A 432-nucleotide genomic window follows, 5' to 3' on the forward strand; every position below is an offset into this window, starting at 1 on the left:
AACAACGTAGCAGAGAGTTAAGTGAAACTTCGGTTTCAAATAATCGAAAGAAAGTTTGAAATTAAGTGTTGACTCGAAAAATTAAGGATGTATTATACGCATCCCTAGCGACAACGTCGCAACGTTCTTTAACAATATAAAGCAATCATCTGTGTGGGCACTCGTACAGATTGAGTTCTAACAGCGAAGCTTAGTTTACTAAGTGGAGCAAATAAATTTAGAGTCTCAATTTCTTATGAGTGACTATATAGTCAATTTATACAGAATTCATTGAGCACGAAACTTCGGTTTCAAAAAACTTTTAATTGAAGAGTTTGATCATGGCTCAGATTGAACGCTGGCGGCAGGCCTAACACATGCAAGTCGAGCGGTAACAGAGAGTAGCTTGCTACTCTGCTGACGAGCGGCGGACGGGTGAGTAATGCTTGGGAA

The 432-nt window shown here is 39.8% G+C and carries 1 rRNA gene; it reads left to right on the top strand.

Annotated features, from left to right (window positions below):
* Nucleotides 1-302: 302 nt before the first annotated feature.
* Nucleotides 303-432 (top strand): 16S ribosomal RNA (locus JIG37_RS04030); the annotation flags it as partial.

Origin of the sequence: Pseudoalteromonas sp. bablab_jr010 (assembly GCF_016464105.1) — a bacterium.
Classification (GTDB): Bacteria; Pseudomonadota; Gammaproteobacteria; order Enterobacterales; family Alteromonadaceae; genus Pseudoalteromonas; species Pseudoalteromonas simplex.